General features: G+C 46.9%; 25 protein-coding genes. 10 read left to right on the top strand and 15 right to left on the bottom strand.

The annotated features are described in order from the left end of the window. Nucleotides 1-6 precede the first annotated feature (6 nt). From ACH3Y6_RS02460 to ACH3Y6_RS02420, 9 genes are all read right to left on the bottom strand, one after another. The gene (locus ACH3Y6_RS02460) at nucleotides 7-540 is read right to left on the bottom strand and encodes a dihydrofolate reductase family protein (protein WP_490833984.1); all 534 of its coding nucleotides are present in this window, start codon (nucleotides 538-540) and stop codon (nucleotides 7-9) included. Nucleotides 541-832: 292 nt separating this feature from the next. Beyond that, the gene (locus ACH3Y6_RS02455; protein WP_490833983.1) at nucleotides 833-1,357 is read right to left on the bottom strand and encodes a DUF6705 family protein; all 525 of its coding nucleotides are present in this window, start codon (nucleotides 1,355-1,357) and stop codon (nucleotides 833-835) included. 10 nt (nucleotides 1,358-1,367) lie between these two features. Beyond that, nucleotides 1,368-2,528 (bottom strand): hypothetical protein, encoded by a 1,161-nt coding sequence (locus ACH3Y6_RS02450; RefSeq protein WP_490833982.1) that lies wholly within the window; start codon nucleotides 2,526-2,528, stop codon nucleotides 1,368-1,370. Between the two features lie 556 nt (nucleotides 2,529-3,084). Next, entirely contained in the window at nucleotides 3,085-3,324 is a 240-nt protein-coding gene (locus ACH3Y6_RS02445) for a hypothetical protein (protein WP_490833981.1), read from the bottom strand. Further along, nucleotides 3,263-3,754: a DUF5675 family protein gene (locus ACH3Y6_RS02440; protein WP_490833980.1), complete on the bottom strand. Its 492-nt coding sequence runs from the start codon at nucleotides 3,752-3,754 to the stop codon at nucleotides 3,263-3,265. Before ACH3Y6_RS02440 ends, ACH3Y6_RS02445 begins: the two co-directional genes overlap by 62 nt. Continuing rightward, on the bottom strand, nucleotides 3,754-4,512 hold the full coding sequence (locus ACH3Y6_RS02435) for a hypothetical protein (RefSeq protein WP_490833979.1): 759 nt from the start codon (nucleotides 4,510-4,512) through the stop codon (nucleotides 3,754-3,756). The genes ACH3Y6_RS02440 and ACH3Y6_RS02435 overlap by 1 nt, the downstream gene beginning before the upstream one ends. Nucleotides 4,513-4,893: 381 nt before the next feature. Continuing rightward, complete coding sequence (locus ACH3Y6_RS02430; protein ID WP_490833978.1) at nucleotides 4,894-6,081, bottom strand: hypothetical protein; 1,188 nt, start codon at nucleotides 6,079-6,081, stop codon at nucleotides 4,894-4,896. 359 nt (nucleotides 6,082-6,440) lie between these two features. After that, nucleotides 6,441-7,172: a hypothetical protein gene (locus ACH3Y6_RS02425; RefSeq protein ID WP_490833977.1), complete on the bottom strand. Its 732-nt coding sequence runs from the start codon at nucleotides 7,170-7,172 to the stop codon at nucleotides 6,441-6,443. Then, a complete protein-coding gene (locus tag ACH3Y6_RS02420; protein ID WP_490833976.1) occupies nucleotides 7,153-7,785 on the bottom strand; it encodes an RNA polymerase sigma factor in 633 nt (210 codons plus the stop codon). Before ACH3Y6_RS02420 ends, ACH3Y6_RS02425 begins: the two co-directional genes overlap by 20 nt. A gap of 85 nt (nucleotides 7,786-7,870) precedes the next feature. Here ACH3Y6_RS02420 and ACH3Y6_RS02415 point away from each other — a divergent pair, with 85 nt between their 5' ends. Further along, complete coding sequence (locus ACH3Y6_RS02415) at nucleotides 7,871-8,134, top strand: hypothetical protein (protein WP_490833975.1); 264 nt, start codon at nucleotides 7,871-7,873, stop codon at nucleotides 8,132-8,134. Nucleotides 8,135-8,471: 337 nt separating this feature from the next. Then, nucleotides 8,472-9,797 carry a ThiF family adenylyltransferase gene (locus ACH3Y6_RS02410; protein WP_490833974.1) on the top strand — a complete coding sequence of 442 codons (1,326 nt, stop codon included), beginning with the start codon at nucleotides 8,472-8,474 and terminating at the stop codon, nucleotides 9,795-9,797. A gap of 118 nt (nucleotides 9,798-9,915) precedes the next feature. Here ACH3Y6_RS02410 and ACH3Y6_RS02405 read toward each other — a convergent pair whose 3' ends face one another. Then, nucleotides 9,916-10,638, bottom strand: a complete 723-nt coding sequence (locus ACH3Y6_RS02405) for a toll/interleukin-1 receptor domain-containing protein (protein ID WP_490833973.1) — start codon at nucleotides 10,636-10,638, stop codon at nucleotides 9,916-9,918. Nucleotides 10,639-11,615: 977 nt separating this feature from the next. Here ACH3Y6_RS02405 and uvrB point away from each other — a divergent pair. The 7 genes from uvrB (at nucleotide 11,616) to ACH3Y6_RS02370 (ending at nucleotide 17,636) form a co-directional block, all read left to right on the top strand. Further along, complete coding sequence (uvrB, locus tag ACH3Y6_RS02400) at nucleotides 11,616-13,655, top strand: excinuclease ABC subunit UvrB (protein WP_490833972.1); 2,040 nt, start codon at nucleotides 11,616-11,618, stop codon at nucleotides 13,653-13,655. A 194-nt stretch (nucleotides 13,656-13,849) separates the two neighbouring features. Further along, complete coding sequence (locus tag ACH3Y6_RS02395) at nucleotides 13,850-14,194, top strand: DUF6370 family protein (RefSeq protein WP_490833971.1); 345 nt, start codon at nucleotides 13,850-13,852, stop codon at nucleotides 14,192-14,194. Nucleotides 14,195-14,321: 127 nt separating this feature from the next. Then, a complete protein-coding gene (locus ACH3Y6_RS02390; RefSeq protein WP_490833970.1) occupies nucleotides 14,322-14,801 on the top strand; it encodes an OsmC family protein in 480 nt (159 codons plus the stop codon). A gap of 76 nt (nucleotides 14,802-14,877) precedes the next feature. Continuing rightward, nucleotides 14,878-15,096 carry a hypothetical protein gene (locus ACH3Y6_RS02385; RefSeq protein ID WP_490833969.1) on the top strand — a complete coding sequence of 73 codons (219 nt, stop codon included), beginning with the start codon at nucleotides 14,878-14,880 and terminating at the stop codon, nucleotides 15,094-15,096. A 71-nt stretch (nucleotides 15,097-15,167) separates the two neighbouring features. Next, nucleotides 15,168-15,416: a hypothetical protein gene (locus ACH3Y6_RS02380; RefSeq protein WP_490833968.1), complete on the top strand. Its 249-nt coding sequence runs from the start codon at nucleotides 15,168-15,170 to the stop codon at nucleotides 15,414-15,416. 97 nt (nucleotides 15,417-15,513) lie between these two features. After that, nucleotides 15,514-16,611, top strand: a complete 1,098-nt coding sequence (locus ACH3Y6_RS02375) for a glycoside hydrolase family 18 protein (protein ID WP_490833967.1) — start codon at nucleotides 15,514-15,516, stop codon at nucleotides 16,609-16,611. Between the two features lie 71 nt (nucleotides 16,612-16,682). Beyond that, nucleotides 16,683-17,636, top strand: coding sequence for a nitrilase family protein (locus tag ACH3Y6_RS02370; RefSeq protein ID WP_490833966.1), 954 nt, complete (start codon nucleotides 16,683-16,685; stop codon nucleotides 17,634-17,636). A 132-nt stretch (nucleotides 17,637-17,768) separates the two neighbouring features. Here the strand turns inward: ACH3Y6_RS02370 and ACH3Y6_RS02365 are convergent, their stop codons facing one another. Continuing rightward, nucleotides 17,769-18,344: a DapH/DapD/GlmU-related protein gene (locus tag ACH3Y6_RS02365; protein WP_490833965.1), complete on the bottom strand. Its 576-nt coding sequence runs from the start codon at nucleotides 18,342-18,344 to the stop codon at nucleotides 17,769-17,771. Nucleotides 18,345-18,501: 157 nt separating this feature from the next. Here ACH3Y6_RS02365 and ACH3Y6_RS02360 point away from each other — a divergent pair, with 157 nt between their 5' ends. Continuing rightward, nucleotides 18,502-19,488, top strand: coding sequence for an alpha/beta fold hydrolase (locus tag ACH3Y6_RS02360; protein WP_490833964.1), 987 nt, complete (start codon nucleotides 18,502-18,504; stop codon nucleotides 19,486-19,488). Between the two features lie 109 nt (nucleotides 19,489-19,597). Here the strand turns inward: ACH3Y6_RS02360 and ACH3Y6_RS02355 are convergent, their stop codons facing one another. From ACH3Y6_RS02355 to ACH3Y6_RS02340, 4 genes are all read right to left on the bottom strand, one after another. Then, nucleotides 19,598-22,669 (bottom strand): WD40/YVTN/BNR-like repeat-containing protein, encoded by a 3,072-nt coding sequence (locus ACH3Y6_RS02355; RefSeq protein ID WP_490833963.1) that lies wholly within the window; start codon nucleotides 22,667-22,669, stop codon nucleotides 19,598-19,600. Nucleotides 22,670-22,877: 208 nt separating this feature from the next. After that, a complete protein-coding gene (locus tag ACH3Y6_RS02350; RefSeq protein ID WP_490833962.1) occupies nucleotides 22,878-23,321 on the bottom strand; it encodes a DMT family transporter in 444 nt (147 codons plus the stop codon). 206 nt (nucleotides 23,322-23,527) lie between these two features. Next, nucleotides 23,528-24,022 (bottom strand): YybH family protein, encoded by a 495-nt coding sequence (locus ACH3Y6_RS02345; protein WP_490833961.1) that lies wholly within the window; start codon nucleotides 24,020-24,022, stop codon nucleotides 23,528-23,530. Between the two features lie 228 nt (nucleotides 24,023-24,250). Continuing rightward, the gene (locus ACH3Y6_RS02340) at nucleotides 24,251-25,324 is read right to left on the bottom strand and encodes an iron-containing alcohol dehydrogenase family protein (RefSeq protein ID WP_490833960.1); all 1,074 of its coding nucleotides are present in this window, start codon (nucleotides 25,322-25,324) and stop codon (nucleotides 24,251-24,253) included. Nucleotides 25,325-25,469 lie beyond the last annotated feature (145 nt).

Below are 25,469 nucleotides of genomic sequence, written 5' to 3'. Positions count from 1 at the left end.
GCTGTTCTATCTTTTTCTTTTATAATGCAGTTGTGTCAGACCTGTATCAAAACTTTTTACCTGCACCAGTTCAAGTAATTGTTCAGGTCTGCCGTCTGTGAACAGCTGGGTCCCCTCACCCAGTAATATGGGAACGATGGAAATGATCATTTCATCGATCAGGTCTTTTTTCAGCAGTTCGTTGATGACCTCAGCGCCACCATCACAATAGATGTTTTTGCCTTTTTGGGATCGCAGCTGCCCTACCAGGTCAACGATATTCCCTGTATAGAACTGCGTTCTACCCGAGGCAGGGCGCTGTTTTCGGGTGATCACATATACATCCCTTTCTCCGTTGTCGTAGTGAGAGGGGCCTATTTGGTCAAGGACCCAATCATATGTTCTTCTGCCTACCAATATCGTATCAATGGAGTCGGTGAATTCTTTGTAGCCATAATCCTCACCCTCTTTTTCTACGAGTTTGAGAAAGCTGAGGTCATCATTGGGTTTGGCTATGTAGCCATCCAGGCTGCTGGCAATGAACATGGATAATTTTCGCACGGTATTCTATTGGGTTTTTCGAAATGCCTCCCGTAAGGGGAGGATGCATTCAGGATATCTGGTGGTGAAAACTTTAAAGATCTAATTTATAAAAAAGTTCTTAGACGTACGGGTCTGATTGGTTGTTACGTGTCGCTAAGCATAGTCTCCTGTAGTGGGAGACGCCGTGGAGGCGAGAAAAGGGTTTTTATAAGGGCCGTTTTAACTATTTGAAATAGTAGTTGTAAGCGAATAGTCCTCTGTCGAGAGACTGTGCGGAGACGGAAGCAATCGGTATGCTTGTTTATTCAACTCATAGCACAACTTTTTTTGAAACGCGTTTCATGATCAACTTTTTTGGAAATGTCTGTCCTTCAGGATATGTTTTGTTATCGTTACGCCATACTTCTTTTAGCCGGGTATTCAAGATAGCTTTGTTTTTTCCAGATAAGGTCAGTTCTCCGGATAACCATCTGTTTCTGGATAAATCCCGAATATTTAACTGAAGCATCCTTTTTCTTTCATTATAACTGGCTACTATAGTAGCATTTTTTTCAAAACCCTTTGACATAGAATCCAAACTGCTTTCAATCGCTATTTTCGAAATAGAAATTTTATGCCACCCGTATAGAAATACAATTGAATCAACAGGAATAATATCTTCTGATTTTATTCTCGTTTGAAACAAAATAATTGTGACAGTAGTATCGACGTTTGTAGTTCCAACCCAGATACCTTCAAAATCACGCTTTGCTTTTTTAGCTAGATCATTACTTTCTTGAGCAATGATTTTAGTTAAACTTAATGTGCATAATAGTATAATTATTAGCTTTTTCATAATTAGTAAATTAACAAGGTGAATTAACAATTGTTCCTCCAGTTGAAGAGCCGTCAGTTTCAAATTTCTTAGGATTCCATTCTGAAAAGGTAGTGTTGTTACCCTCAAAGAATTTAATACCCATATTATATTCAGATAACATTCGTAGAAATCCTGTTAGGTTATTTAAATTAGTGCCTGTTTCAGAAATCCCATACTTAGTTAGATAGAAATTCTCAAAAACACCAAATATTAAATCATCGGCCATCCATGTTTGTCCAAACTGTTGGAATTTAATAACGTCGTCTATTTGCATCATATAGGTAGTCCCACTGGCTGTCACTAGACTCATGCTAAATGTAGAAACGTCCGATAGCTTCCCTGTTCTCAACCAATCATACATTTGTCTAATGTCTGAACCCGAAAAAATAGAAAGTAAACCTGAATAATGATTGTGCATAAAACCGCTAATTGAAGTCGTAAGATTTACCTGAATGCTTGCAGAACTTGCAGAACCTTGTTGTTTTGTATATGTATAAGTATTATCTGAGTTTTTTATGGAATAGTAACCAGTCTCATAGTTTTGATTTGTTAAGGATTTTAGAGAATCCATTCTATTTTTAAAATTTTCATTTGCAGCGAGGGAATCTGCATTGCGACAAGGGTTTGTTGAATCAGCAGCATTTGCACCAGCGCCCCCACCACTACTGCCTTCTTCATCACAAAAATTTTGTACTTCTGTGGGGTCGCCATATCCACACGAACTTGAGCAGGTCGTTCTTAAATAGTTCCAGGTCTGTTCTGTATGTCCATCAGAGTAATAATAGGTTGTAACCTCATACCAGTCCACACAATTTAAAGCAGTTGTTCTCTTAGCACTTTCGGTATTTAAAACAGCTTTTTGTTTAACAAAATATATCTTCTCTTTCGAGATGTTTATTTGAAGTTCTTTCGTGCTTTCTAACCTACCATTATTAAAGGTCTTTGTTATCAAGAATTTGTCATCTAATGCATTTGAGGTTATTTCACCAGTAAACCGAAAACTTGCCCCTTTTAAAATACTCTCAATATTCTGATTAAGATAGGACTCGTTTTCATTTGTATGAATAGTATAAATAAAAGCATCAGATATTTCATTATTTCTGAGCTGAAAAATAACTTTAAAATAAACTTCTTGAAATTTGTTACTCACATAGTTTTTATATGATGACAAATCACATACAATAGCTTTGTTTTCTTTATAAGTACTGATTTCTTTTATGTTTTTTTCAGATAGATTATCAATGATTTTTTGAATTTTTTGAGCCCTTTTTGTCGAGACAGTTTGTTATCTATGCTTTAAAAAAGTAATCGTTTTGTTAAAAAGAGTTTCATCAGAAAGTTGAGCGCTATCTAATTTTTTGCATCCTCCAATAATTGAAATAGTCAATATAATCCCACTAACGAACCACAAGTATTTTTTCATAATTAAAAATTTTATTGAGTTTTTTCTGTTACACTCATACCTAGTACCAATCTACCCTAAAATCAAAATTTTTCCTCCGGGAAAAATCCCGTATTTGATAAAACCGTCACCCCGCACCTGCATAAAAACATGATAATCAATAAAACATTTTATGAATGGAAAAGACTTTTTTGGATGTAAACAGTAATAGGTTCACATTTTCTCAATACTACTTATCCCTACTCCTCTGTCCCCATTCTTTTGATAAAAAAAGCACCCACAACCATGGGTGCTTTACAAGTCACTATTTCTTCTTCCCTCGTTCTTTCTGCGAACCTTTTTCCGCTACTGCCAGCTGGCTGATGGCGGTGGCCACAGAGCCAGTGGCAATGCAGTAACCGGCCACGGTAAGGGCCAGGGCGGGCATAGTGACGGGAGCGGTAAGAATGGCCGTTCCTGCGGTGGCAAGAAAGAGGCCGATATTACGCAGCTTCCTGAAAAAGGGTGGCGTTGGCGCTGCCGCCCGTTGTATGATCTTTTTCATAGATTGATTTTATATCCTGCCCGGCATAACCGGGCAGGATGGTGAGACAAAGGGTTTCCTTTCTGCTGAGGGCCACCGATACCCGCTGCATCAGTAACTGAAATGCTTCGCGGGAACCTTCTCCTGTTCCGGCACCGGTAAGCGTGCTTACCGGGGCGATACAACCCTGTAATTCCAGGATGGCGTGGTTGGCCGGGTGAAACAGGATCAATGTCCTGCCCGGCACTTTCTGCACATGCAGGTGCCATTTGAATTTAAGGCTGTACCGCGGTTTCAGCACATAGGTGCCGGCCGGAATGCAGGACCGGTTCTTTAGGTTATCCCGCCAGGGCAGTTCGATCGTGAAACAGAGTGGTACAGGATCTGTGTTCACGGTCAATACCCCGTTGGTACCCTCGGCATAGTAACTGCGGTGCAGATAGAGGTCCATTACACACCTCCATCCACTTTTACCAGCGCGCAGGCATTGAACTCCCCACTTTTCAGCGCATATTTCTGACCATTGGTCTCCTGTACGAATTCAATGGTGAGCGCCATGAAAATGGGTTGTGTGCTACCGGGTTGCAGGGTCACGGAGAGGTCCAGCAGGTTGGTGAGTGGTCCTTTCACCGGCAGGTAGGCCGATTGGGTGGATAACACTTCATTTTGTCCATTCTCAAAATTGATGCTGGCCGCAGTAAGACCCAGCCGGTAATGGGTAGCGCCTGCTGCATAGGTGATCATTCTGGTCGGGTCGTAGGGAGGAAGACTTACGGAACAGTTGCCTGTTACCCGGTCTACCGTTGACTGGTATGTGGCGAGCAGTGTGGTGCTCAACAGACCATTCAGGTTGAACTCGAAACCCTCTAACAACCCGGTCTCCCCGTCGATCACATTGCGTTCTCCGCGGGCGCTGGTAGTATCGGCTTTCAGCACACGCACCATTGCTTTTTGCAGACGTGTACTCATTTTACGATCTTTTGACCCGGTGATGGACTCTAACAATGTGATGCGCAGCAGTTTGGCTGCCTGCGCCGCCCGTCCGAACTCGGCCATGTTCTCCCGGGTACGGTCGAAATTGGGGTTCGACTCCATCGCTGCTTTGGAAATGCCTGTCTTTTTCCGTGCATTGTATCCATCCTTTGTTTTGAAGAATGAGATATTATCGATGGTGCCGTTCAGTGTGATGATGCTTTCTTGTTTTGCCATTTTGTTTGATTTTTTTTGGTGAACAATACCCTTCTCCGGCTTCCTGCAGTGAAGTGGTGGAAGGGGTACATGCATGCAGGAGCAAAACTAGACAGGTCCGCAACCGTTCGAGTTATACCAGTTAGATCTAACTGGTATAACTCCTTTGTTCATGCGGCTTTCCGCCGAAAAAAAAGGCCGAAATGGCGCTATTTGATCAGCTGCTCTGTAAAACAGGTGTTTCAGCAGCGAAAAAATGTGGATAAACCCAACTTATACTGAACTATCACCGGGTAGGCATCGGGAAGCGACCGGGAAGTGGTCGGGAAACAGGTGAAGAGAGGATGGAGATAGACCGGGAAAGAGCCGGGGATCAAATGAATGAAACCTGCCGGGAACTGTTTAGCGGGGATATTTTTTGGCCTCGTTCAGTAACTGGATCACAAAATCTTTGGCGCCGGAAATGGCGGCGGGGTCCAGGTCATAATATTCGGTCTGCAGGCTGCTGGCTTTGAACCGGCCCTTGCCGGCCGTTACTACTGAACGGGCCGCGGCTTTGAATAATTCTTCAATGGTCTCAGTGCGGAGGATACCGGTCTGCGAACACCAGCGCAGCATGACCGCCAGCTGTGACATGGTGAGACAGCTTTTGAACATGGGTCTGTTACCTGCGATGGTCTGAGCTGTTGCTGCAGTTGTGGTAACCGTGTTTTCCGGGTATCGCTCATGCAGGCCGATCTCTTCCTGCAGCAAATGACATAAACTGGACTGGCAGCCGGCCAGCTCCGGGTACAATGCCAGGCCCGGCATGGGCTGCAGCTGTTGCACCAGTAACAGGGAACGCCGGTATTGCAGCAGGTAGGCGGTAGTGCCCTCATCCAGTCCGTTGGGGCGTAGTTTGCGGCAGGCATAGTGCAGCAGGGCATCGCTGTTATGGTTGAGGCGTATCAGCAGGAACAGAAGGGCGGTATCGGCATCTGCTGGTTTGCGCTTGACCAGTTTGTTGCTCTGTTGCACCAGTTTTGTCAGGTAGGCCAGTGAGCGTACAGTGAGCCTGTTTTCTGTTTCCTGGTTCACGAGGTCCTGCAGTGGTTCCAGCAAGGCATGCAGCAGTTCGGGGTCGCTTTTCCTGGGCCAGTTTTTGCTGATCTGTTGTATGGCATCACAGGCCCAGTACCTGGCGGCTTCTGTAACATGCACCGGCAGTGCCTGGTTGGTGTTGGCCAGTGTGGGAAACTGCTCCAGTATACGCAGGCTCTCATAGAGCTGGTCCCTCAGTTGCCGATAAGCGGTGCTGAGTTCCTGTTGGCTCTCTGCCTGCAGTGGAAAGGTTTCGACCCTGTTCGCGTAATCGTTCAGTTGGTTGCAGAGCAGTACGGCGGTGGCATGGAAAGATTCCACCATGGCTTTTTTCTCTTTTTTGGCGGGCAGGCTGCAAACGGATTGCACGAACACGGCAGTGAGTTCCGATACCCGGCACTGTGCCTGTTGCCATAACAATCCCAGGGCTGTTGTATTCAGCAACAGTACCTGTGTTGGCTGCAGTGGATGAAAGACCAGATCATGTATCGCTCGCAGTGGATCGTGCATGGTTTCTGATATTGGTACCCGGAAAATAATACTTTCATCTGACTTGTGGTAGCGTTAAAAGACCCGCTGTAAGACAGTATAATTACGCTTCAGAAATAGAGTATTTACCACCAGGTTTAAAACGCAAAATTGAGGATCCTTCATAATGCGAAAGAGATAAACGGTTGATTATTTGGTGAAGAAGGGAGGGTGTTTTGAGAATAGAGGAGTGAATGTGGTGGATCTTTTATGAGGCATACTTTCTTTTATCAAAAAAGGAAAAACAACAACACTCAGCCTAATTATTGTTACTTTTTATAAACTATGGGTCAAATCTGAGAGAATGTTTCTCTTAAGAGAAACATTCTTTGGAGAGCTAATTATTCAAGTTCTGGTATTATGTTTTTTTCTTGCATCCACAGCCAAGTTTCAAGTACTGTTTTTTCATCAAATCTTTGCTTTTCCTTAGACCAGGCAAAGAATTTTTCAAGGAGTCTTCTAACATCGATAATGTTTTCTTCTTTGGTTAATTCGATTGCGCATGCATACAATGTAGCTGCAATCTCAGTTTTATCTGTTTTTGTCGTACGAAATAAATCAAGAATATACTGGATTTTGTCAAGCTTATTTTTAAAATACGAAGTATAATATTTTTTATAATCATTTGACCCTTCTAAAGGTATGTATACTGATCTATTATACTTTCCGTCTTTATTGGTCTCAACATCAAACCATTTATTTTTTTTAAACTCTTTAACAATAGAATGCATGAACTTGTTATCAAAAGGACCTGCTGCTTGTTTTAAATAGCGGTCATTAAGATTCATAGAGGCTGCGTTTTCGCACAGATACATAAGCTTCTGAAATTTGATTCGACCAAAAGTTGGTTCTTGGTGCATTTGCGATACGATTTCGGCCCCTAGGGTCACACGCATAAAAAATAGATTGTTAGACTTCTCGATCTTCTTATTCAATGATGAATCATATTCTTCAAGCAATTCTTTTTCGTAAAGTTCATGGACTGAAGATGGTGTTACAATGCCAGCAAGCATTAATCCATGCTCAAAGTCGTCCATTGTGAAAACTTGTTTATTAATATTTGTTGATTTCATCTATTGCATTTTTAATTTTTTCAATTGCCCTGGCGCGTATTTTCCTAATAGAGTCAACCTTAACGTTAAGTTCCTTGGCGAGTTCTTCGGTCACATCATCTGGTAGATATTTTTGATGTTTTTTGTATTCAATATCCTTAGCTATTACTGCTTGTTCCTTGTTATTTAACTTTCCAAAAATAATAAGAGCTATATCTTTTTTGTTCTTCAACGCCTTTACATCATAATTTTGGTTTGCTACTTGCAGTAGTGTATCGAAATATGTTGGATGTACTATATCCTTTCTATTTTCTTTGTTGTGGTAGTCATTGAATAACCGGGTAGAAATTTTCTTGAGGTAAACGAGAATGGCTTTCTTTTCATCGGGTAGTTTCGATCGATCTCTAGAATATGATTTATATTTCCTGACTCTTTCAAAAGTTTCATGCGCTATTTGCTGCCCTACATGTTTATGGAGTTTACGAATAGCACAAATCTTCTTACAGTATTCTTGAATATCCGGTAGCAATCGGCTTACAAAATGATTATAATAGTGTTGATCGTCCTCGGTTGAGCATAAGTGCTCAAGTAACTGGACATCGGACATTTTTAATATTGCAGCCTGTAACTCCAAATAGTATAGTTAAACTATACCGTGAAGCGTGACATTTTTCTCTGTCACGCTTCACGGTATTTGGGGTGTAATAAAATTCTAATATATGGAAAATAACAAGAAAGAGATTGGAAAATCTGAAGAACATCGTCAGGACATGGTTGAAATTACCATTAAAGACAAAACGTATAAAATTCATCGCGGTCACCAAACGGTGGCTACAATTAAAGAGCTCGGGGGAATTAATCCTAACCACATCCTCGTTCAGATAGTAGATGGACAGCTTAAAGAGCTGCCGAATAATGGCGCAGTCACAATCAAAGGCGGCGAAATTTTTAAATGCCATCCACCAGTGGGCGACAATTCGTAATTATGAGTATTAACGATCAATGGAAACAAGATTTCCTAGGAGTTTTTACTGAAGCAAAGTTCCTATACGAGGGGGGGTACAATTATATATATATCCCGAGTTGTGTGTTGCCTGAAGGCTGTACACCAACTGAATCCCCTCTACTACTCTGTATAGATCCTAAAGATGGATATGATTCAAGGATATATTTCCCAAAGCCTATTGCTTGCCCAGTGTTACGTAATTGGAACTCGAATATTTATTTACTCGACAGTACTTGGTATTCTATTTCGTGGCGAACACAACCCGGACTAGATTATTTGGAGATGCTAATGGTTAATCTTAGAGCCTTTAAGAAATGAGTAAAGTATATATAAGAATTCCACAAAAACTACTAGATGAAATTTTGAAGGACCTCCGCCGTCCTCATATACATGCGTATGAGCGGGTAGGTTTTTGCTATGGGAAAAGTCAGCTTACCGAACAGGGTTGGATTGTCTTCTTGACATCATATCAAACGGTGAAGGACTCCAATTATATCAGAACTAATGAGGTGGGGGCACGAATAAATTCTAAGGCGATTACCGAAGCGTTTCAACATGCATTTACTAAAGAGGAATCCTTATTTCATATTCATCTTCATGATTTCGGAAGTGGAATTCCTGGATTCAGTAGTGATGATTTAAGAAGTGGTCGTGAACTAATCTTAAGCATGCAGGATTTCGTTGGAACGCAGATACACGGAATGATAGTTCTCAGTACTAATAGTTTTAACGCAATGATTCTTGGGCCAGGGGAGAAAAAGTTAATACCGGCATGTCAGATTACAGCCGTAGGAACGAGTTTGAATGTTGTGTTCCCTATTGTTAGATCCCTAAAGGGGGGCACAAACCGGTATTCCCGTCAATCCTTCCTAGGAAAAAATTCGGAAGAAACATTTAAACAATTGAAGATAGGGGTTGTGGGCCTAAGCGGCGGTGGATCGCACATAGTACAGCAGACGGCTCATATTGGTTTCAGGAATTATGTTTTAGCTGATCCAGAATGCATAGATGACGACAGTAATTTAAATAGAATTGTCGGAGCCACTCTTCAGGATGCACATGTCAATACTTCAAAATTTGAGGTGTTTCGTCGACTCATACTTGGGTTACATCCTAATGCTAAAATAGGTGGCGGTGAAAGCAACTGGGAAGAAGTGCGTGAGCAATTAAAGATGTGTGATATTATATTTGGCTGCCTAGACACCATACTTGGGCGTAGAGACCTTGAAAACTTTTGCCGAAGGTATATGATTCCATACATCGATATTGGAATGGGTGTAGAAACTTCGACAAGGCCATATGCAATGTTTGGTCAAGTCCAGTTATCTACACCTGGCTTTGCCTGCATGATGTGTAACGGGTTTATAAATGAAGAAACACTAAAACGAGAAGCGAATAATTATGGGCAAAAGACTAAGCGCCCGCAGGTTGTGTGGCCAAACGGTATTCTTGCTTCTACTGCTGTTGGAATTTTTATCGATATGATCACCGGATGGAGTGGGAAACGAATAGATCCGGAATATGTATCGTACGACGGTAACGATCTTACGCTTAAACCACATATAATGAAAGAATATAGAAACAATGAATGTCCACACTTCCTTATTAAAGATGCTGGACCCCTGGCAGGATTAATATGAAAATTTCGAAACAGATAAAACGAATTATTACTAGAAATGAGATTGAAATTCCATGCTTTGAAATCTACGTAATGGTACTAAACCGGGTTAAATATTCTGAAAAAGTGAGCATTGTTTATTAATTTTCACAGTTGGAGTCTACTGCGACTAATTCAGCAAGTTTGGATGCTATGTCTGACATTGATTCTTCTGCAGTATCCAAGCCGCTTCTCGAACCGAGAAGAGGGCTAACTTCACGAAGAGCCTCGTAGGTTGTATTATGCACTATAGGAACAAGTTGATTACGATGAAGTAAAGCAGATAGTTCTTTGTCGGCAATTCCTTCTTTTGGTAGGCGGAGAAGAAATGCCGGAGTAACGAGTACTAGACCAATTCGTGAGTTCGCTAAGCCCTTGTCAATTGCGCGCATCAAAGGCTCTCCTAGGGTCACATCTTTTTCACTGAACCATACAGAGACCCCTTTCGATATAAGTAAATTGTATAGCTCCTTAGCCGAACCTTGTCGGTCGTCCCAAGCGTGGCAAAGAAATATGTCTCTAAGGTCTGGCACAGTTGCTCGCTTCTCAAATGTTTCACGGATTGGTGTGAGTGCTTGTACCTCATCTAGTGTGTAAAAAACTGAGGAACCTGCTCGAGACCAACGAGGCTTTACACTTCTACCACTACCGCTACTTCTGCCAACTCCACTACTTCCTGACGAGTAATTTGGTCGCGACGAATATGGATTGTAATCATAGCTGCTGTAGCCACGGTAACCGCTATAACCACCACCGCATACAGGGCATGCAGCTCGTCCGCTTGCTGTCCGATGTCCGTACCTTGGTGCTGTACATCTTGCCATATCTTTTGTCTTTTTGAATTATTGTAAGAAGCTAGTTTCCTATTAGTTTTTGAATATCAGTGTGTTTGTAATTTGGAATATTTTTCAGAGTCTAAATGTTTTCTCCAGCCATTACCACAAACGAGTAAATATACCCCACATGAAAATGCTCTTCCTCGATCACTTATTGCGTTATATAGGGTATCACTGTTTATTATAGTAATTCGGTATGAGTGCTTGCTTAATATTAGGTAGCATTAATGTTTTCTACAAGCTACACAAAAACCAAAGCCGCAGTACCGGGAAAAACCCCGTATTTCAAGTATGGATAGTTATAAGAAAATAAACACTTTGATAATCAATAAAAAAAGTAGGCTTCGCCATCGTTGCTGGGTGTTACAAACCCATAGTTCAGATTAGTGATAGATTTATTTGCATCGTATCAAGTTCTTACCCATTCATTTCGCATGCTGCCAACAGTAACTGGAACCCGGCTTAGCAGCTCTACTGCACTGCATTCCCTTTTTGGTAGTAGCCTGGCATTGACTACTTCTTTTAGTGGGTTCTTTCTTTGGCTTTTCAGGTGATGCACAAACACCGCAAGTGCCTCCGGAACTGCAATATTTGCAAGAGGAACAACTGCTGCAAGCCCGGCAGGATGCAGAACCTACACATCTGCCATAATCGAGAACTGTATTTGGTGGACAAAAAGAGGTGGAGGAGAATAGAAACAGCAGACAAACAGCAATCGAAAAGTTTCTCATGGCAGTAGATTTGATAGAAAATATACTAATGATCAGCCAGAAATGCAATAGCCCCGCTGATTGGTATATCTACCGCCCAAGTGTGCGACGCAACCCCAGCCGCCATGAAACACAGCAGCCGGTGTCATAAAGATCATATGTAACCCGATCCACCCCCCGATCATCCTCTTACCCCTTCAGCGATCCCCAACAACGCTTAACTTTACACTCTTAACTTTTAACTGACCGAGCTCCGTGCCCTTCAAACTCCACTCCGACTACCATCCCTCCGGCGATCAACCGGCTGCTATTCAACAGCTTACCGAAGCTGTGAACGAGGGCGAGGCTTTCCAGACCCTGCTGGGGGTAACGGGTTCGGGTAAGACCTTCACCATTGCCAACGTGATCCAGAACACGCAGCGCCCCACCCTGGTGCTTACGCATAACAAAACGCTGGTGGCGCAACTGTATGGTGAGTTCAAACAGTTCTTTCCCGAGAACGCCGTGGGTTATTTTGTCAGCTACTACGATTACTACCAGCCCGAAGCCTATATGCCGGTGAGCGATACCTATATTGAGAAGGACCTGAGCATCAACGAGGAGCTGGACAAACTGCGGCTGCAGGCCACATCGCAATTGCTGAGCGGTCGGCGCGACATCATTGTGGTGGCCAGCGTGAGCTGTATCTATGGTATGGGTAACCCCACCGAATACGAGAACGGCATCATCCGCATTCATAAGGGAATGGTTATCAGTCGCCAGGCCTTCCTGCATGCGCTGGTGAACAGCCTGTACAACCGATCGCAGGGCGATTTCAACCGCGGCACTTTCCGCGTGAAGGGTGATACGGTGGACATTAACCTGCCCTATGTGGACTTCGGCTACCGCATCACATTCTTCGGCGATGAGATAGAGGAGATCGAAAGCATTGAGACCAGTACCAGCAAACGCATTGGACTGATGGAGAATGCTGCCATCTTTCCCGCCACGCTGTACCTGGCTCCCAAGGACATGATCGTGGAAGTGATGCACGAGATCCAGGACGAGATGATGGCGCAGGTGGAATATTTCAAGAACAACGGCAAATTCATTGAGGCCCAGCGATTGAAAGAGCGCGTGGAATATGACCTGGAAATGATCCGTGAACTGGGTTATTGCAATGGCATTGAGAACTACTCCCGCTTCTTCGACCGCCGCCGGCCCGGCACCCGGCCTTTCTGTTTATTAGATTATTTTCCGAAGGACTACCTGATGGTGATCGATGAGAGTCACCAGACCATTCCGCAGGTGGCGGGCATGTATGGCGGCGACCGCAGCCGTAAGATGGTGCTGGTGGACTATGGTTTCCGCCTGCCCAGCGCCATGGACAACCGACCGCTGAATTTTCATGAGTTCGAACACCTGATGGGTCAGACCATATTTGTCAGCGCCACTCCGGGCGATTATGAACTGGAGAAGACCGGCGGTGTGGTGGTGGAACAGATCGTTCGTCCCACCGGTCTGCTGGACCCGCCGATCGAGATCCGCCCCAGCGTGAACCAGATCGATGACCTGCTGGATGAGATAGACAAGACCGTAAAAAAAGGCTACCGCGTGCTGGTGACCACCCTCACCAAACGCATGGCCGAAGAGATGGATAAATACCTGGGCCGCATCAACATCCGCTCCAAATACATTCACAGCGATGTGGATACGCTGGAGCGCGTGGAGATCCTGCGCCAGCTGCGCCTGGGTGAGATAGATGTGCTGGTGGGTGTGAACCTGCTGCGGGAGGGTCTTGACCTGCCCGAAGTGGCACTGGTGGCCATTCTGGATGCGGACAAGGAAGGTTTCCTGCGTAATGAAAGAAGCCTGACCCAGACCGCCGGTCGCGCCGCCCGTAATGTGGATGGCCGCGTGATCTTCTATGCTGACCAGATCACAGAGAGTATGCAGCGCACCATTGATGAAACCAGCCGCAGAAGGGAGAAACAGGTGCAGTATAATACGGAACATGGTATTGTACCCAAAACCATCATGAAATCGATCGAGCAGGTATATGCACAGGGATCTGTGCTGGATATCAAGGGTTATGATCCATCCAACCCCCATGCTTTGCAGAAAGATGAGGAGCTGGTGAAACACGAAGCGGCCGAGGAACAGGTAAGTTACCAGACCATCCCCCAAATGGAGAAAGCCATTGCCCGGACCAAAAAGGAAATGGAAAAAGCTGCCCGCGACCTCGACTTCATTGAAGCTGCCCGCTTACGCGATGAGATGTTCCGCCTACAGAAAGAGCTGCAGGCCATGCAGTAAAGCGACCACAACCCATTGATCAGCACAACATCCTTCTTTCCTTCTTTTCTTTTGTCTCTCTCTTATCGAAATGATCGCCCATCAACCTGCCAGCGAACAGCGCGGGCGTTGTCAATAAGAGAGAGACAAAAGAAAAGAAGAGAGGGAGCGAGCGGGGATTTATTGCTATTTTACATTCGATCAAACAGGTTAGTATGAAAAAGCTGTTCTTAATTGCCGCTCTTGTGTTTACCAGTTCACTTGTTGCGCAGGAGAAAAAACAAGGCACACCCGATCAAAGCAAACCGGTACAAACCGTTGAAGCTGCCTGCGGCCAATGCAAACTCGGTTTGCCCGGCACCACCTGCGACCTGGCCGTACGGATTAAAGGCAAAGCCTATTTTGTTGATGGCATCCACATTGATTCTCTCGGCGATGCCCATGCCAAAGATGGTTTCTGCAATGCCATCCGCAAAGCCAAAGTGCAGGGTGAGATCGTGAACGGCCGTTTCAAAGCCAGTTATTTTGCGCTGGAACCGGAAGCTGACAAAAAACATTGACCGCTTACTGCTTTGAAACAGGCTTAATTACTTACTACCTAATCGAATACAAAAAGGTTTTGCCGTTGCCGGAATAAAGCTGAGTTTTGGATCCCCCGTTATTACTGCCGAGTTGTAAAAAAACGATATGGCAAAAGAACACTATTACCAGGTTACCACTGAATGGACAGGCAATACCGGCAGCGGAACAGCTGACTATCGCAGTTACGAAAGATCGCACGAGATCAAAGCGGCTGATAAGATCGCGATACCCGGTTCCTCAGATCCCGCCTTCAGGGGCGACAGAACCAGGTACAACCCGGAAGACCTGTTGGTGGCTTCTGTTTCATCCTGTCATATGTTATGGTTCCTGCATTTTTGCGCCGATGCCGGTGTGGTGGTCACTGCGTATACCGACCAGGCAAAGGGCACCATGTGTGAAGAACCCAATGGCGCTGGTTATTTTACGGAAGTAATTTTACGTCCACATGTGGTGGTAACAGAAGCCTCCATGATACCGACCGCACAGGCCCTGCATACCAAGGCCCACCAGTTTTGTTTCATTGCTAACTCCGTGAATTTTCCGGTAAGGCATGAACCGGTCTGTGTGGCGGAAGGGGATTTGTGATGGATCTTGGTTGTCCGACCAACATTGGTACAGAACAAAACCCACAGTAAAAATTGAAAACCGTTAACTTTAAACTATGAAAATAGCACTTCAATATGTGAGTGATTTGAACGGGAAACCACAAGCTGTTCAAATGCCAGTGAGCGAATGGGAAAAAGTGCTGCTGCAAATCAGAAGATCTGAGCAGGTGCTTCAATTGAGGTCTGACCTCAAAGTCGCCTTAAAGCAGGCACAAGCCCTAAGGAGATCAAAAGCAAAAAAGCAGTCCTTAACAGATTTTCTAAATGAGCTATAAAGTCATACCTGTTGATAAGTTCAAGAAGGAAGCAAAAAGACTTATAAAAAATACCCTTCTTAAAATCAGAGTTGGTTGAACTGGCATCTGCTTTATCTGAAAATCCGACACTTGGCACACCCTTAGGCAATGAAGCCTATAAAATTCGAATAGCCATTAAAAGCAAGGGAAAGGGGAAAAGTGGCGGAGCCAGGGTAATTACCTATATCATCACGTCTAAAAAAGAGGTTTACCTGCTTACCATTTACGATAAAGCTGAGTTTGACACTATTGATGATAAAACACTCCGCCGCATCATTGATGGACTTACCTTCGAATAATGAAATGGTGGACGATCAATGAATGTCTGTTGCCCCCAATGTCTCTCGCAGAGCCGTTTACGGATATTGACAGTAAGTTTTTGTACATTCATTCTATATGAATAGCCTGAGAAACCTGCTGTTGATCTGTCTCTTCACCAGCCTGTCTACCAAATTGTTTGCCCAACAGCCTTTTGCGGTGTTCGGCTATTATGCGGGCAATGCCACGCTGGTAGATAGTTTTCCTGTAGAGAAACTGACGCATCTCTCTTTCAGCTTCACACATTTAAAAGGTAATCGCAATGTACTCGGTAACCACCGGGATTCTGCCGCTTTGCGAAGTTGTGTGGCGCTGAAAAAAAGGAACCCGCAAATGAAAGTGATCCTGTCAATGGGCGGCTGGACAGGATGTTATTCCTGCTCGGATGTATTTGCCTCGGACAGCTCTCGTAAGATCTTCGCCTCTTCCACCAAACAACTGCTGGATGGTTTTGGCGCCGACGGCATTGACCTGGACTGGGAATACCCCACCATTGCCGGTGCACCGGGACATCCGTATTCCCTGCAAGACAAAGCACATTTTACCGCACTGATACAGACCCTGCGCGATACACTTGGTCCGGGCAAAGAGATCAGTTTTGCTGCCGGTGGTTTTACCAAGTACATTGAGGAATCGGTTGACTGGAACCAAGTGACGCCACTGGTGGACCGCATCAACCTCATGACCTACGATCTCATAACCGGGTATGATACCGTAACGGGACACCATACCGCTTTGTATTCCACCCCGCACCAGAAAGAATCCTGCGATCATGCGGTGCAGTTGCTGAAAGCCAAAGGCGTACCGGCTGAGAAATTATTGATCGGCCTGGCTTTTTATGCGCGGATCTGGGAACAGGTGGCGGCTACCAACAACGGCCTGTATGAAAAGGGTAAGTTTCTGCGCGGTATTTCTTACCGGGGTTTTGACAGGCAGCTGTCGCAGGACAGCGGTTTTGTCTATCATTGGGATCCTGTAGCATCGGCGCCTTATTTTTACAATGCACAAAAACGATGGTTCGCCACTTTTGATGATACACGTTCCGTGATAACCAAAACCGAATATGCCATCCGGCAAAAACTGAATGGTGTCATGTTCTGGCAACTGGCAGATGATACATTTAGCAAGGGTCTGCTGGATGTGATCGATGATACGCGGAAGAAATGGAAAAAATAGAGCTGCCCTTGGCATAGGCGATCAACACTGGAGAAGGATACTATTTTGTGAACGATACTATATCAACAAAGATGAACAACCTGAAAATCACCACAGCACAGTTCGAGAACCGCAGCGGCGACAAGACCTATAACCTTTCGGTGATCCGGAAACTGGCACAGCAAGCGGCCGAAGAGGGATCGCAGGTGATCGCTTTTCATGAATGCTCCATTACGGGATATACGTTTGCGAGACACTTGTCGAAGGAGCAGATGCTGGAACTGGCGGAGCCGGTGCCTGATGGTCCGAGTGTGGCCGCATTAACAGAGATCGCACGCAGCACAGGCATCACCGTACTGGCCGGTCTGTTTGAAAAGGACAGCGATGACAAACTCTACAAGACCTATGTATGTGTGAACGAACAAGGACTGGTGGCCAAATACCGCAAACTGCACCCCTTCATCAACCCGCACCTTATGCCGGGCGATGCCTACTGTGTGTTTGAACTGCACGGATGGAAATGCGGTATCCTGATCTGTTACGATAACAACATCATTGAGAATGTACGTGCCACCACTTTACTTGGTGCGCAGGTGATCTTTATGCCGCATGTGACCATGTGTACCCCTTCTACCCGTCCCGGCGCTGGTTTTGTGGATGCAGCTTTATGGGAGAAAAGGGAATCGGACCCAACCTCCCTGCGTCTTGAGTTCGATGGTATGAAGGGTCGCGACTGGTTACTGAAATGGTTGCCATCCCGTGCGTATGACAATGCCGTATACGTTGTATTCTCCAACCCGATCGGTATGGATGATGACCAGCTGAAGAATGGCTGCTCCATGATCATTGATCCCTTCGGTGATATCATTGCGGAATGCCGTAAGCTGGGTGATGACCTGGTCACGGCCGTGATACAACCCGAAAAGCTGACACAGGCGGGCGGCTACCGTTACCTCAAAGCCAGGCGCCCCGACCTGTACCGGGATATCATTGGCAAAGAACACCAACCAGAGCAGAAAGTGATCTGGTTGCAGAAGGATGCGTGATGTTGCAGAAGAAGGAATGGATGTTGGTCGGGCGACCAACATCGGCGATAGGATGCGTAATATTTTCACAAGAAGGAGTTACTGTTGGTCAGGCGACCAACAGCGGCATAGAGAACTTTGCAGGGAAAAATGTCACAAGGCATCTTCTATTGATCGGATCGGTTTTGCGGGAATACCGCCAACGATTGTATTATCTGGAACATTTTTGTTGACAACAGCACCTGCAGCCACAATTGAATTTTCACCGATGGTGACACCCGGAAGTATGGTGGCACCTGCACCGATCCATGCATTCCTTTTGATCAGGATAGATCTTAGATCCAGACTCTTACGAAGGGCCGGATTGACAGGATGGTTTTCCGTGACAAGGTTCACTCTCGGCCCGATCAGCACATGGTCTTCAATAGTTATGCCACCCAGATCGAGAAAACTGCATGCATGATTGATGAATACGCTTTTCCCCAGTCGGATATGTCGCCCGAAATTGGTATGGAATGGTGTAAAGATGGTGATGTTTTTATCGATCTCTGTACCGATGATATCGCTTAACCGGTCTCTTATCTCATCCACATTAGTAGAAGCGTTCAGGGCAGGTATCAGTTGGATGGTCCGGTGAACAAACTCCCATGCATCCAGCATCTGCGGATGGTCTGGCGCAATGATACCACCAGCCAGCAAGGCAGAAAAACGATGATTATTCAAATTCATGGTGTAAAGATAATAGTGAAATGATTGAGACTCCGCCAGAAAGTGATCTGGTTGCAGGAGGATGCGTGATGTTGCAGAAGAAGGAATGGATGTTGGTCGGGCGACCAACATCGGTGGGTTCCCCTTTTCTTTGTATCTTATTCATCAAACCTTCCTTATGCGTTTCTTTTTTCGCTGGATCATTCGTTTGTTGGTGGGCGCGCTGTTGCTGTTATTGATCGCGGGCTTGTTCCTTGGTAAGAAAGACATACCGGCAGAACAGCTGGTACAGAAATATGGCCAGCCTCCATCGCAGTTCATGGACCTGATGGGTATGAAAGTGCATTACCGCGACGAGGGCAACCGTAACGACACGGTGCCATTGGTGTTGATCCACGGTACTTCCTCTTCCCTGTTCACCTGGGACAGTACCGTTCTGTTGCTGGGTGCACAACACCGCATCATCCGTTTTGACCTTCCGGGTTTTGCGCTCACGGGTCCGCATCCCGACAGGGATTACAGCATGGCCCTGTATACACGTTTTGTGGATTCGGTATTGCTGCGCCTGGGTGTTGCCAAATGTGTACTCGGTGGCAATTCGCTCGGCGGTTCCATTGCCTGGCAGTACGCTGTGCAGCATCCGGCCAAAGTACAGAAACTGATACTGGTGGATGCCGGAGGTTATGTGCCCAAAGAAAAAATGGACCTGCCATTGGGTTTCCGGCTGGCTAAAATGCCGGTGGTGAATAACCTGGTCAAATGGATCACACCCAAACAGGTGGTACGCAAAAGTGTGGAAGATGTTTACGGTAACAAGGCCCGTGTTTCGGATGCGTTGGTGGACCTGTATTCCGACATGACCCTGCGGGCCGGCAATCGGCAGGCCCTGATAGACCGGATGCAACTGGGTTTGGGCGAAGACGCTTCTGCACAGATACGCACCCTATCCATGCCCACGCTGATCGTGTGGGGCGACCAGGACCGTCTGATCCCGCCATCCAATGCGGCCCTGTTTCATCGCGATATCCGCGGCAGTGAACTTCACATACTCAAAGGTATTGGCCATGTACCCATGGAAGAAGCGCCACAGGATTTTGTTCGGGTATTGGCACCGTTCCTGGCAAAACCTGTTGCAGGGAACCTTGAGAATGTGATGTCGAATTAAAATGCTGTGTGCTGATGTTTGTCAACAACACTAATGTGTGTTCAATAGAATCAATAGCATAAAAAAACCTGCTAGAAAATAACTGGCAGGTTTTTTTGTGTGTGGGTGTTTATTTCTGCAGCGCCTCTGCCTGTTTTTTCAGTTGCGCCCATTTGTTTTGTAATGCCTGTAACTGCGCCTGTACCTGGTTGACACCGGCTACCATCTGTGTGGTGGGCGGCATGTCTGATTCCTGCAGCATGGAGAGCAAGGAGGCAAAACCTGACTCCACACTTCCGAATGTGGCCGAGCCGGCTGCGGCACCACCTCTTCTGCCGCGTGATACCCCTTCCAGTGCAGCGATCTCCTGCTCCAGTTGGGTGAGTGACTGGGTTTGACTGCCGCCTTTGGCAATGGCCGCTTTCACTTGCTGCGCCGTTGCTGTTATGGCTTCTTTGGCGGCACGTGCGGCCAGCCTTCCTTCATAACAGGTAAGTGACAGGCTATGCTGTTTCTGCAGTTCTGGCAAAGCGGTCTTTACACGCGGGTCCATTTTTACGGTGAGGGGTTGTGTGTAGGACCTGCCGTTCACTGTAAGCGTGACCGTATAGGTTCCGGGTAATACCCAGGGCGAATTCTTTTCAGGAGCCGTATTCTGGTAAATAGCGGTCATGGGATATGAGACGGGCTCATCGATGGGTGTATAGTGCATGTCCCACAGGAAACGATGCGAACCCGCTTCTGCCGACAGCAGCTGTTGCGGACGGATCCAGTAGAGCGGAATATTCACTTCGGGGATCTCGTAGGGTTTGTCGTTACTGCTGTATTTGCGAATGCTTCTTCCGGCAGCATCCTTGATTTCCAGTGTCACTTCGCCGGGTGCTTTTTCTGCCAGGTAGTAGTTGATGATGGCGCCGTCGGGTGGGTTTTGTCCGCCGGGTTCTTCCTGTGGTATGGGCGTATCCGTGTTCATGTTCCAGCGAACGCGGATAGCGGTCTGTGGTTTGTACAGTACGGCTTTCTCTGCGGCCAGGCTGGCGCTGATCTGTCGCAGTGGTGTGATATCATCCATGATCCAGAAACTGCGGCCATGGGTACCCAGTACCAGGTCATCATCTTTGATCACCAGGTCGCGGATGGAAGTGGCGGGCATGTTCAGGCGCAGCGATTGCCAGTGTTCACCATCATCGAACGATACATATACGGCATTCTCTGAACCGGCAAACAGCAGTCCTTTCCGTTTGGGATCTTCGCGCACCACATTGATGGGCTCGTTATCGGGCAGTCCGTTGGTGATGCGCTGCCAGGTCTTGCCGCCATCATGTGTCTTGTAAGCATAGGGCCGCATATCATCGCAACGGATGCGGTTGACGGCCGCGTATACGGTGTTGTTATCAAAGTGACCGGCATCCATGAGAGATACCTTGCTCCAGGATGTGATCTCGGGTGGGGTCACGTTCTTCCAGGTCTTACCGCCATCGCGTGTGACCTGTATGTAGCCATCATCGGTTCCGGCCCAGAGGGTGTTGATGTCTTTGTAAGAAGGTGCCACCGTGTATACCACACCACGTCTTGGCATCTTTTTCAGTTCATCGCTGGTATAGATACCTACGCTGGCGGGGATGTCCCAGCTCTCGCGGGTAAGGTCGGGACTGATGGTTTGCCAGCTGTTACCGCCATCCCTTGTTTTGAAGATGACGTTACCGGCAAAGTATAATGTTTTGGGATCGATGGGTGAGAACAATACCGGTGCTGTGCGCAGGAAACGGTACTTACCGCTGCGAACGGCTTCGGGGGCGATGTTCTGCACCTGGCCCGTGCGTTTATCGAAACGGGTAACCTTACCACCATAGATGATATTCGGGTCCAGCGGATCGGGTGCCACATAACCATATTCTTCCACACCCACCGGATGCCATTCGCGGAAACTGATCTGACCATCGTTACCTCGTGAGGAGATCCCTACCGACCCGCTCTCCTGCTGACCGCCATATACGTTGTAGGGAAACTGGTTGTCGGTGCTCACATGGTAGAACTGTGCCGTGGGCTGGTTGTAGAAGGAAGAGAAGGTCTCGCCACCGTTCACGGTCACAATGCCACCCTGATCAAGTGCGATGAGCATGATCTTTGGGTTGAGCGGGTTAATCCAGATCCGGTGATAATCATCACCACCGGGTGCGCCGCGGAAACCGGTCCAGGTCTTACCGCCATCAACGGATTTCCAGGTGACCACGTTGGCGCTGTACACGATATCGGCATTGGTGGGATCTACTTTCACTTCGGCAAAATCGCTGCCACGTCCCCAGTAACGGCCATCGCTGCTCATGAGCTGCCAGCTTTCACCGGCATCATCGCTGCGATAGATACCGCCGTAACGTCCGGCATCTACGGTGGCATATAAACGTTTGCTGTTGGTGGGTGCTATTCCAAAACCGATGCGGCCCAGACCTTGTGCCGGTGTGGGTAAACCTTTGGTGAGGTGTTTCCAGGTTGTACCACCGTCGGTCGATTTATAGAGGCCGCTCTCGGGTCCGTTCCACTGCCCGTTCTCCCAGGGGCCCTGTCTGCCGGCCCACATATCCGCATAAATGGTTTGGGGATCGTTGGGATCGATCGCTACCTGCACGGCGCCGGTGTTCTCATCCTTATATAAGACACGCTCCCAGCTATTGCCACCATCGAGACTCCTGTACACGCCACGTTCTGTATTGGGTCCGTATGGGTGGCCCAGTACGGCCACGAACACGCGGTTCTCATTTTTAGGATCGATGACGATGCCACCGATCTGCTGGCCGTCTTTCAGGCCCACGTTCTTCCAGGTCTTACCGGCATCGGTCGATCTGTAGACACCATCGCCCACAGAAAGGTCGGGTCGTTGAATCCCTTCTCCGCAACCCACATATACCACGTTGGGGTTGGATTCAGAAACCGCGATATCACCCACGGAGCCGGTGCCCATCTGGTCGAAAATGGGTTTCCAGGTACGGCCATAGTCATTGCTTTTCCATACGCCACCGTTGTTGACGCCGATATAGAACACATTGGGTTGTGTAGGTACCCCTACGGCACCCACAGTACGGCCACCCCGGTGCGGACCGATCATGCGCCACTGCATACTGTTATACAGCGAGGGTGAGAAACTTTGTGCAGACAGCATGGCGTACACAGCCAGGCAACCCAGCAGGGCAGAGAGCTTTTTCATGGAAGAAAAAATTGGGACCGGGCGATCGATACCGCCGGCCATCGTTTGAGAATAGGGTTTCTGAGAAAGTTAAATTACTGCATTCCGCCAATGTGAAGAACAACTATTTGCAGGCAACACCGTAGTAAGCTGTGGAATGGCCACTGTATGTTGTGATGTTCGGTGAGTATGCAGTCACTACCGGTGAACGGCTTACTGCAGCTGCGACCTATCTTTTGTTGACGAGGTAGGCGCCGGTCACCAGCATGATGACACCGGCCAGTTTTACCCAGCTGATACTGTTCTGTGGAAATCCGAACAGACCAAAATGATCGTAGAGCATGGCAAAGACCAGTTGCCCGGCAATGAGCAGTGCGAACACATTGGCCGATCCGATCTTGGGAACCGAATAGATGATGACGGTGACAAAGAATGCGCCGAGCAGACCACCGGCATATTTATACCAGCTGATCTGGCTGAGTGTTTGCAGAGAGGGAACGGGTTGCCTTGTGAACACGATAACGGCACCCAGGAACAGGGTACCCACCAGGAAAGAGATGAATGCTGCCACCCAGGCATTGTTCACTGCAAAACGTAACTGGCTGTTCACGGCCGCCTGCGTGGTGATGGTAAGGCCTGCCAGCGTAGGCAGGATAAAAAAGATATATCGCATGCCGCAAAAATACAGCAATCGCGAATCCGATAAATAACCTAAACCGTGCCTTTGTGCCCTGGCATGAATTTTTTTCCGCACTAAGACAGAATGGGTACTGCTATTCTATAATGATGAATAGCTTTCTCTAAAAACCGCGCCGCTGCGTCTTTGCGGGAATATGATTGGTTTGCAAAAGCGCAGCGGCGCGGATGATGTGAAGTGGTTTATTTTTTTAAGGGCGGTGGTGCAGGGGCAGGCAGGTCGCTGTTGAATATGTCGCGGTATTTTTTCCAGACACCATCTTCTTTTTTCCAGGTCACGATGTATTTACCCTTATCCAGCGAAACGCCTTCTTTTCCTAATATCTCGTAAGTGCCTTCTTCTGATACCAGGGTGTTGTCGCCAATGATCTCAGTAACGGATAGTTTCAGGTCTGTCATGCCCAGTTGCTGACTACCCGCCAGGAACTGCGCCAGTCCGGCCGGCCCGCAGAATTTGGGCGCGTTATCAGCCATGATACAACCGTCTTTGGTGTAGAGATTCACAAAACTGGCGGAGTCATTGGCTTTCATGGAACTGACCAGTGCGGCATTGTTGGCATCAATGGCGGCTTTTACAGAATCCATGTTAAAAGAGTGAGTGGCAGCTTCTTTACCGGCCTCATTGGCGCAGGAAGCAAGCAGAAAACCAGAAAGCAATACGAAGCATAGTTTTTTCATGTTGTTTTGATTTTGTCTCACAAACTAATCATTGCCTTTGAATAATGCAATAGGGAGAGCTAGTGAATGCTGAACAAGGAATGTTGAATAAGGAATGTTGAAGTTTGTGTTATGATCAATACAGTGATCGTTCCTGATGATCTGGGGTCAGTCCCAAAAAATGCGCCTCTGCATCTTTGCGGGAATAGGATCGCAAAGGCGCAGAGGCGCGGAGGAAAGAGTGTGGAGTTATAATTTTTCGTAGAGAGCTCTCAGCTTTTCGCGGGTCATGATCTGTTCCCAGTCCTTGCCGAGTGCGTTCTCCCAAAGGGGTTTCATGCCGAGGGATACATTCATCATCTTTTCAAAATCTTCATCAGACAGTCCTTTACAGATACCCTGCGGGATCTCGACCCTGTTCTTCTCCACCATGTACTTGAACTCTTTTACACCGGCCGGGTAATATTCTTCCAGGTGGTTCATGACGATACAGTTTCCGATACCGTGTTTGGTGCCCAGCAGGTAACTGAGGCCATAACTTACGGCATGCGCCACACCCACCTGCGAATAAGCGATGCTCATACCTCCGGCATAAGAAGCCATCATCAGCTGGTCGTCGCTTTCATCATTCCAATGGTCTTTTTCTACAAACACTTTCTGGCATAACTGCAGGGCTTTCTCGCCATAACTTTTGCTGAACTCGTTCAGGTACGTTCCTTCCAGGCTTTCGATGCAGTGGATATAACAATCCATACCGGTATAAAAACGCTGGTTCACCGGGGCGTCTTTGGTGAGTTCGGGGTCGAGTACGATCTGGTCAAAGGGTGTAAAGTCGCTGTTCATACCCAGTTTGCGGGTGGGTCCGGTCAATACGGTGGTACGGCTCACTTCTGCGCCGGTACCGCTCAATGTGGGGATACCGGCTTTGTAAACACCGGGTTGTTTCACCAGGTCCCAGCCCTGGTAATCGGCAGAGGAGCCGGGGTTGGTCATCATGAGTGAAACGGCTTTGGCCAGGTCCATGGTGGAACCTCCGCCGATGCCGATGACACCGCTGATGGTGCCAAACTGCTCTTTCAGCTGCCTGGCCAATGCATCTACCTGAGTGGTCTTGGGTTCGTAAGTGACGTCTGCGAAAATGACCTGGTCCTTTCCGCGCAGGGGTATGCGGCTAACGAGTGGTTTGTTCTGGAAAAAATGATCCACCAGGAAGATCATTGGGGCATCTCCTTTGCGCTGCGGGGCAAGGATCTCATCGAGCTGGTTGAAACAGCCTCGGCCATACACTACATAACTTACCATCTTAAAATTCCGGAAACTCATACTTGTATTTTTAGCAGACAGCGGGTGGACATACCCACAAACCATCCTTGTAAGGAATCAGATACCGTGCAAAATTACTCCAGATGGAACGATTTTCAAACAGGTAGGCCGCTGCTGTTTTGAATAGTTTCTGCTATTCAGAAAA

This window comes from Sediminibacterium sp. FW305-C-269 (assembly GCF_058231045.1).
Note: the sequence above shows the minus strand (reverse complement) of the source record. Positions and strands in the feature narration are given on the sequence as shown.

Bases quoted from the DNA above. Each gene is read 5' to 3' on its own strand.
- ACH3Y6_RS02455 (WP_490833983.1), bottom strand. From the start codon at position 1,357: ATGAAAAAGCTAATAATTATACTATTATGCACATTAAGTTTAACTAAA.
- ACH3Y6_RS02340 (WP_490833960.1), bottom strand. From the start codon at position 25,324: ATGAGTTTCCGGAATTTTAAGATGGTAAGTTATGTAGTGTATGGCCGA.
- ACH3Y6_RS02370 (WP_490833966.1), top strand. From the start codon at position 16,683: ATGAACAACCTGAAAATCACCACAGCACAGTTCGAGAACCGCAGCGGC.
- ACH3Y6_RS02355 (WP_490833963.1), bottom strand. From the start codon at position 22,669: ATGAAAAAGCTCTCTGCCCTGCTGGGTTGCCTGGCTGTGTACGCCATG.
- ACH3Y6_RS02445 (WP_490833981.1), bottom strand. From the start codon at position 3,324: ATGAAAAAGATCATACAACGGGCGGCAGCGCCAACGCCACCCTTTTTC.
- ACH3Y6_RS02430 (WP_490833978.1), bottom strand. From the start codon at position 6,081: ATGCACGATCCACTGCGAGCGATACATGATCTGGTCTTTCATCCACTG.
- ACH3Y6_RS02415 (WP_490833975.1), top strand. From the start codon at position 7,871: ATGGAAAATAACAAGAAAGAGATTGGAAAATCTGAAGAACATCGTCAG.
- ACH3Y6_RS02435 (WP_490833979.1), bottom strand. From the start codon at position 4,512: ATGGCAAAACAAGAAAGCATCATCACACTGAACGGCACCATCGATAAT.
- ACH3Y6_RS02390 (WP_490833970.1), top strand. From the start codon at position 14,322: ATGGCAAAAGAACACTATTACCAGGTTACCACTGAATGGACAGGCAAT.
- ACH3Y6_RS02425 (WP_490833977.1), bottom strand. From the start codon at position 7,172: ATGAAATCAACAAATATTAATAAACAAGTTTTCACAATGGACGACTTT.
- ACH3Y6_RS02365 (WP_490833965.1), bottom strand. From the start codon at position 18,344: ATGAATTTGAATAATCATCGTTTTTCTGCCTTGCTGGCTGGTGGTATC.
- ACH3Y6_RS02440 (WP_490833980.1), bottom strand. From the start codon at position 3,754: ATGGACCTCTATCTGCACCGCAGTTACTATGCCGAGGGTACCAACGGG.
- ACH3Y6_RS02410 (WP_490833974.1), top strand. From the start codon at position 8,472: ATGAGTAAAGTATATATAAGAATTCCACAAAAACTACTAGATGAAATT.
- ACH3Y6_RS02360 (WP_490833964.1), top strand. From the start codon at position 18,502: ATGCGTTTCTTTTTTCGCTGGATCATTCGTTTGTTGGTGGGCGCGCTG.
- ACH3Y6_RS02395 (WP_490833971.1), top strand. From the start codon at position 13,850: ATGAAAAAGCTGTTCTTAATTGCCGCTCTTGTGTTTACCAGTTCACTT.
- ACH3Y6_RS02385 (WP_490833969.1), top strand. From the start codon at position 14,878: ATGAAAATAGCACTTCAATATGTGAGTGATTTGAACGGGAAACCACAA.
- ACH3Y6_RS02405 (WP_490833973.1), bottom strand. From the start codon at position 10,638: ATGGCAAGATGTACAGCACCAAGGTACGGACATCGGACAGCAAGCGGA.
- ACH3Y6_RS02345 (WP_490833961.1), bottom strand. From the start codon at position 24,022: ATGAAAAAACTATGCTTCGTATTGCTTTCTGGTTTTCTGCTTGCTTCC.
- ACH3Y6_RS02350 (WP_490833962.1), bottom strand. From the start codon at position 23,321: ATGCGATATATCTTTTTTATCCTGCCTACGCTGGCAGGCCTTACCATC.
- ACH3Y6_RS02375 (WP_490833967.1), top strand. From the start codon at position 15,514: ATGAATAGCCTGAGAAACCTGCTGTTGATCTGTCTCTTCACCAGCCTG.